Annotated in this window: 4 protein-coding genes; 3 read left to right on the top strand and 1 reads right to left on the bottom strand. The window is 69.7% G+C overall.

The features are described from left to right. The 3 genes from L810_RS12900 to L810_RS12910 form a co-directional block, all read left to right on the top strand. A partial coding sequence (locus tag L810_RS12900; RefSeq protein ID WP_042974322.1) for an autotransporter outer membrane beta-barrel domain-containing protein occupies positions 1–2,836 on the top strand: 2,836 nt, incomplete at its 5' end. Positions 2,837–2,991: 155 nt separating this feature from the next. Continuing rightward, positions 2,992–5,214: an amylo-alpha-1,6-glucosidase gene (locus L810_RS12905; protein ID WP_021158801.1), complete on the top strand. Its 2,223-nt coding sequence runs from the start codon at positions 2,992–2,994 to the stop codon at positions 5,212–5,214. A 94-nt stretch (positions 5,215–5,308) separates the two neighbouring features. Beyond that, entirely contained in the window at positions 5,309–5,560 is a 252-nt protein-coding gene (locus L810_RS12910; protein WP_006482135.1) for a hypothetical protein, read from the top strand. A 499-nt stretch (positions 5,561–6,059) separates the two neighbouring features. Here L810_RS12910 and penR read toward each other — a convergent pair whose 3' ends face one another. Continuing rightward, positions 6,060–6,950: a beta-lactamase transcriptional regulator PenR gene (gene penR, locus L810_RS12915; protein WP_021158802.1), complete on the bottom strand. Its 891-nt coding sequence runs from the start codon at positions 6,948–6,950 to the stop codon at positions 6,060–6,062. Between the last annotated feature and the right edge of the window lie 286 nt (positions 6,951–7,236).

The following is a 7,236-nucleotide window of genomic DNA, read 5'->3' on the forward strand; positions in this document are numbered from 1 at the left end:
GATCGGCGGCACGGGCAGCGTGACGTTCGCGGGTGCCGGCACGCAAACGCTGACCGGCGCGAACACTTACACCGGCGGCACGACGATCAACGGCGGCAGCACGCTGGCGCTGGGGGCGGGCGGCAGCCTCGCGTCGGGTAGTGCGGTGAATCTCGCCGGCACGGGCGCGACGCTCAACCTCGGCGGCGCATCGGGCGCACAGACGCTCGGCGTGCTGACCGGCGGTACCGGCACGAACGTGAACCTCGGTGCGAATGGCCTGACGCTGAACGGCAGCGGCAACAACACGTTCGGCGGTGCGATCGGCGGCACGGGCAACGTGACGTTCGCGGGCGCCGGCACGCAGACGCTGACGGGCGCGAATACGTACACGGGCGGCACGACGGTCAACGGCGGCAGCACGCTGGCATTGGGTGCGGGCGGCAGCCTGGCGTCGGCGGGCGCGGTGAATCTCGCGGGCACGGGTGCGACGTTCGACGTAAGCGCCGCAACGGGCGCACAGACGATCGGTGCGCTGACCGGCACGGGCGGCACGAACGTGAACCTCGGCGCGAATGCGCTGACGCTGAACGGCAGCGGCAACAACACGTTCGGCGGGACGATCGGCGGCACGGGCGGCGTGACCGTTGCCGGTAGCGGCACGCAAACGCTGACGGGCGCGAACACGTACACCGGCGGCACGACGATCAACGGCGGCAGCACGCTCGCGCTGGGCGCGGGCGGCAGCCTCGCGTCGGCGGGCGCGGTGAATCTCGCGGGCACGGGTGCGACGCTCGACGTAAGCGCCGCGACGGGCGCGCAGACGATCGGCACGTTGAACGGTGCGACCGGCGCGACGATCAATCTCGGCGCCAACGCGCTGACGTTGAACGGCAGCGGCAACGGCACGTTCGGCGGGACGATCGGCGGTGCGGGCGGCGTGACGATCGCCGGCACCGGTGTTCAGACGCTGACGGGCGCGAACACGTACACGGGCGGCACCACGATCGCGGCCGGCGGTGCGCTGCAACTCGGCAACGGCGGCACGTCGGGCAGCATCGCCGGCAATGTCGTCGACAACGGCGCGCTGATCGTCAATCAATCCGGCAACGTGACGATTGCAAGCGTGCTGTCCGGCGCGGGCTCGCTGACGCAGGCCGGCAGCGGGCAACTGACGTTGACGGGCACCAGCACACTGAGCGGGCCGACCACGGTCAGCGCGGGCACGCTCGCCGTCAACGGGTCGCTCGGCCAGTCGACCGTCACCGTGCAGAACGGCGCGACGGTCACGGGCACCGGCACGATCGGCGGCCTCGTGGTGCAGGGCGGCGCGACGGCGGCCGCGTCGCAGCCGGGCGCGGCGCTGAACGTGGGCGGCAACGTCACGTTCCAGCCGGGCTCGACGTTCCAGGTCGCGGCGTCGCCGCAGCAAAGCGGCAGCCTCGCGGCAGGCGGCACGGCGACGCTGAACGGCGGCACCGTGCAGGTGCTCGCGAACCAGAGCGGCTACCAGCCGAGCACGACCTACACGATCGTGACCGCGGCGTCGGGCGTGCAGGGCGCGTTCAGCCAGGTGAATGCGAACTATGCGTTCCTGATGCCGACGCTCAGCTACGACCCGAATCACGTGTACCTGCGACTGGTCCAGAACGGCACGTCGCTGCCCGACGTCGCGACGACGCCCAACCAGCGCGCGGTCGCGGCCGCGCTCGGCGGGCTCGGCGCCGGCAATCCGCTGTACGACGCAGTCCTGACGACCGACGTGCCGACCGCACGCCGCGCATACGGGCTGCTCGACGGCGAACTGCAGGCGAGCCTGAAGAGCATGCTGCTGCTCGACAGCCGCTACGTGCGCGACGCGGTGACCGATCGCGTCCGCCAGGGCCTCGCGCCCGGATCGGGCCCGCTTGCCGCGCTGTCGTCGGGCGGTGCGGCGCTGTGCGGCGACAACACGGCCGGCGCGGTCGACCCGACGCTGCCGCCGGAACGCCGGATCGGTTCGCGCGAGGGCTGCTACGGCGGCACGCCTTATCAACCGGTGGTCTGGGGGCAGGCGTTCGGCGGCCGCAGCCGGCTCACCGGCGACGGCAACGCGTCGACGATCAACCGCAGCATGACGGGCTTCATCGCCGGTGCCGACATGGCGCTCAACGACAAGTGGCGTGCGGGCCTGGCCGCGGGCGTCACGCACAGCTCGCTCGACAACGCCCAGAGTTCGTCGGCGTCGGTGAACAGCTACTACCTGTCGCTGTACGGCGGCGCGCAGTACGGTGCGCTCGGCGTGCGCGGCGGCGCGTCGTACACGTGGTACCGGATCAACAGCGACCGCAATCCGGGTTTCGCGGGCTTCTCCGATCACGATTCGGCCGGTTACGACGCGAATTCGGCGCAGGTGTTCGGCGAAGTCGGCTACGCGCTGCCGGTCGGGCCCGTGGCGATCGAACCGTTCGCGGGCCTCGCGTATGTGAACCTGCATACCGACGGTTATACGGAAACGGGCGGCGCGGCCGCACTGCGTGCCGGCGGCGAGACGACCCACGTCGGCTTCTCGACGCTCGGCTTGCGCGCGGCGTCGCAGCTCGGCTCGATCGGGAGCGGCACGTTCACCGCGCGCGGGACGGTCGGCTGGCGGCATGCGTTCGGCAACGTGCGGCCGTCGTCGGCGTTCACGTTCGCGAACGGCGGCACGTCGTTCCAGGTGTCGGGCGTGCCGATTGCTCGCGACAGCGCCGTGCTCGAGGCCGGCATCGACGCGAACATCACGAAGCGCCTGACGCTCGGCCTCACGTACAGCGGCCAGTACGGCAGCGGCGTGCGCGACAACGCCATCCTCGGCAACATCCTGTGGAAATTCTGATCCGCACTTGATGTGCCTGCAAGCGACGCCAGGCGGCGACGGCAACGTCGCATGGCGTCGCGCTCTTTTCGTCGCTGCGCACGTTCCCCGTTCTGTCCTATCCTGTGCGAACCACGCGGCGCGCCACGCGCGTCGCGCTCGACACAGGAGCATCGATGCCGAATCACGCCGAAGCCACGACGACCCAGGCGCCGCAGGTTGCGCCAACTGCCCCGACCCACGCGTCGGGCCCCGCCTTCATCGCGCCCGAAGCCGATCCGCAGGCACTGGCGCGCAACAACCAGTACGTGCTGAAATCCGGCAACGCGTTCGTGGTCAGCGACGCGCTCGGCGACATCGGCGGTCATGACGACGGCCTGTTCGTCGACGACATGCGCGTGCTGTCGAAGTGGCGCCTGACGTTCGGCGGCCGCGCGCCGTCGCTGCTGTCGGGCGCGACGAGCGCCGACAACGCGTCGTTCACCGCCCACCTGACGAACCGCCCGCTGCCGCCGCTCGGCGGCCACGAAACGCCCGAGGGCGTGATCCACATCGAACGGATGCGCGTGCTCGCGGGCGACGTGCTTTACGAAGCGCTGACGCTGACGAACTACGGCTCGAGCGAGGCCGAGGTGCCGCTGTCGCTGTCGTTCGCGGCCGATTTCAAGGACATGTTCGAGGTGCGCGGCACCCAGCGCCCGAAGCGCGGCACCGTGGTGGCGCCGCGCGTCGACGCGGGCGCGGTGCGGCTGCGCTACGACGGCCTCGACAGCGTCGAGCGCAACGTGACCGTGCATTTCTCGCCGGCGCCCGACGCGCTGTCGGTCGACCGTGCCGATTACACGCTGACGATCGCCGCGCAGGCATGCGTGTCGATCTACCTGACCGTCGACGCGACGCTCGGCCCGGTGCATGAGGAAGGGCCGGGATGCGGCCGCGTCGCGCTGCGCACCGCGCTCGTCGGCGTGCACCGCGAAATGCGCGCGCGGCGCGAATCGATGGCGCGCGTGAACACCGGCAATCCGCTGTTCGATGCGTGGCTCGACCGTTCGCTCGCGGATCTCGGGCTGCTCACGACGCAGCTCGACACGGGGCCGTACCCGTATGCGGGCATTCCGTGGTTCTCGACGCCGTTCGGCCGCGACGCGGTCATCACGTCGTTGCAGATGCTCTGGCTGCAGCCGTCGCTCGCGCGCGGCGTGCTGCGGTTCCTGGCCGAGCACCAGGCGCGCGAGACTTCCGCATTCCGCGATGCGGAGCCCGGCAAGATCATGCACGAGTTCCGCCGCAGCGAGATGGCCGCGACGGGCGAGGTGCCGTTCGCGCTGTACTACGGCGGTGTCGATACGACGCCGCTGTTCATCGTGCTCGCGGGCGCGTATGTCGAGCGCACCGGCGACGATGCGCTGATCGACGAACTGTGGCCCGCGCTCGAGCGCGCCGCGCAATGGGTGATCGACAAGTGCGACCGCAATCCTTACGGATTGCTCGATTACCAGCGCACGTCGGAGCGCGGCCTCGCGAACCAGGGCTGGAAGGACAGCCACGATTCGGTGTTCCATGCGGACGGCCGCTTTCCGGATGGGCCGATCGCGCTCGTCGAAGTGCAGGCGTATGCGTGCGCGGCGCTCGATGCGATGTCGATGTGCTCGTACCGGCGCGGCCACGCGGCCGACGCCACGCGTTATGCGCTGCGCGCGAAGGCGCTGCGCGAGCAGGTCGACGCGCTGTTCTGGATGCCGGAAGGCGATTTCTACGGCATCGCGCTCGACGGTCATGGCGACCTGTGCCGCGTGTTCGCATCGAACGCGGGCCACCTGCTCGCGTTCGGGCTGCCCGACGCCGAGCGCGGCGCGGCGGTTGCCGGCGTGCTCGGCTCGGCGCTGTTCCAGACCGGCTGGGGCATCCGCACGCTGGCCGCCGGCCAGCCGCGCTTCAACCCGATGGCGTATCACAACGGCTCGGTGTGGCCGCACGACAATGCGCTGATCGCGCGCGGCCTCGCGCGCTATGGCGACAAGACGGCCGCGGTGAACCTGCTGCGCGCGCTGTTCGAGGCGGCGGTGAGTTTCGAGATGCGCTTGCCCGAGCTGTTCTGCGGGTTTCCGCGCCGGCGCGGCGAACCGCCGACCGCGTATCCGGTGGCCTGCCTGCCGCAAGCATGGGCGGCGGGCGCGCCGTTCATGATGCTGCAGGCCTGCCTCGGCGTGAGCATCGACGCGTCGCGTCACGAGGTGCGCGTCGAGCGTCCGGCGCTGCCGGAAGGCGTCGACTGGCTGCGGATCGACGCGTTGCGCGTCGGTGAGGAAACCGTGTCGCTCACGTTCCGCCGCGTCGACGGCCAGGTCGTCGCGTCGGCGGAGCAGCCGGGCCGCGTGAAGGTGGTCGCGGTGCTGTAGCGGCGCCGCGCGAACGTTGCGCGATGTCGCGCCACGTTCGCACGACGCGGCATAGAATCGTGACATGACCCTTGAACGATGGCGGAGGTAAACGATGACGACCGACAACCGGCCCGACGACGGCGAGCACAAGCTCGAGAATCTGGAAGCGGCGGTCGACCACCTGCACAAGTCGATCGAATCGCAGAGCATCGCGGTCGGCGCGGCGAAAGGCATTCTGTTCAGCCTGATCGAAACGCTCGGCGCGCTGATCGGCGATCCCGACCTGCCCGAGCACGCGCGCTCGGGTTACGAGGCGCTGCGCGACAAGGCGAGCGAACTGCGCGGCGGGCTTGACCGGCATTGATGCGCGGCTGGCGCCGGCGTTGGCCGAAAGGGCTGCGCCGGCGCTGCCCGATTCCGCAGTCGAAGCACAAAACCCCGTGCGCTCAATGAGTTAGGTGGCCGATGCGCAGGATATCCACAAGCTTGCCAACACAATCTGTGGAGAACCGTCCGACCCCGGGCCGGAGATGCGGCGCGTGCCGCGCGAAAGCGTGTGCGGTGCCACACGGTTGACCGCGCAAGGTCCTGGTATCGAATCCCCTTTTGTATCAGCGTGTTACGCGCCGCATCGGCGGGATATCCACAGGCTTGCCAACATATTCTGTGGATAACTCGCAATCGATTGCGTCGCGACAGTTGAGGATCGGGCCGCCGAGGAGCCCGCTCGCGAAGCCCGGTGCACACGGGCTGCCCGATGTCTGCGTCCGCACGCTAATTCGTGCGCGATCAACGGCTTAGGCCCCGGGTACCCAGGATATCCACATCCTTGCCAACACTTTCTGTGGACAAGCGGGGCCGTGTCATTCGGCCTGCGCCGCGGCGGCTGCTTCGGCCACGATCCAGTCGCGAAAGAGCGTCATTGCCGGCGTGAGCGGCTTCGACTTCAGCGAGGTGAGCCAGTAGCCGCCGGCGCGCACGTCGACGTCGAACGGCCGTGCAAGCAGGCCGAGCTGAAGTTCGCGTACGAACATGCATGCCGGCGCGAGCGCGACGCCCGCGCCCTGCATCGCGGCCTCGACCATCAGCCGCGACGAATCGAACACGGGCCCGTTGACCGCCCATGGCGCGAGCTGCGCGGCGTCGAACCAGCCGAGCCATTCGTCGGTGCGGTACGAGCGCAGCAGCGTTTCGTTCGCGAGATCGGCCGGTTGCGCGAGGCGTCGCGCGATGTCCGGCGCACACAGCGCGGTGAGCGGCGCGTCGAGCAGGTGCTCGTTGCGCGTCGCCGGCCAGCTGCCTTCCCCGAAGCGGATCGCGAAGTCGAGGCCCTCGGCGGCGAGATCGACGACGTTGTTGTTGGTCCGCAGCCGCAGCTCGACGAACGGGTGCGTATCGCCGAACTGCTTCAACCGTGGCATTAGCCAACCTATGGCAAAGGTGCCGACGACGCCGAGCGACAGCACCTCGTGGAAGCGCCCGCCGTCGAACTGCTTGAGCACCGTCTCGATGCGGCTGAACGCGTCGCTCAGCACGGGCAGCAGCGCGCGCCCCTCGTCGGTGAGCCCGAGGCCGCGCGGCAGCCGCGTGAACAGCGTGCAGCCGAGCCGCTCCTCGAGCGAGCGCACCTGCTGGCTGACCGCGGCCTGGGTCACGCTCAGCTCGAGGCCGGCGCGCGTGAAGTTCAGGTGGCGCGCCGACGATTCGAACGCGCGCAGGGCATTGAGCGGAAGATGAGGGCGGAGCTTGGTCATAAGATTTTCTTTTGTCAGCGCTCAATTATCGTTGCTTGTCAGGCAACCGTAAAGTCACGATAGTGCTGTCTCGGCGGCCGGCCGTTTTCACTATCGATTCGCCTCCATTCCATCACGAGACAACCGACATGACCTACTCATCGAAACGTCGAACCCTGTTGCTGGCCGCCGCGACGGCGCCGCTCGTTCTCACCGTCACCGCGTGCGCGTCGCGGCAGGCCGCCGCGCCCGACGAGGCAAACGTCGCAGCCGCGGCCGCTGCGGCGGCCGTGGCGCCTGCCGCCGC

This window comes from Burkholderia sp. AU4i, assembly GCF_000466765.1.
Taxonomy (GTDB): domain Bacteria; phylum Pseudomonadota; class Gammaproteobacteria; order Burkholderiales; family Burkholderiaceae; genus Burkholderia; species Burkholderia cepacia.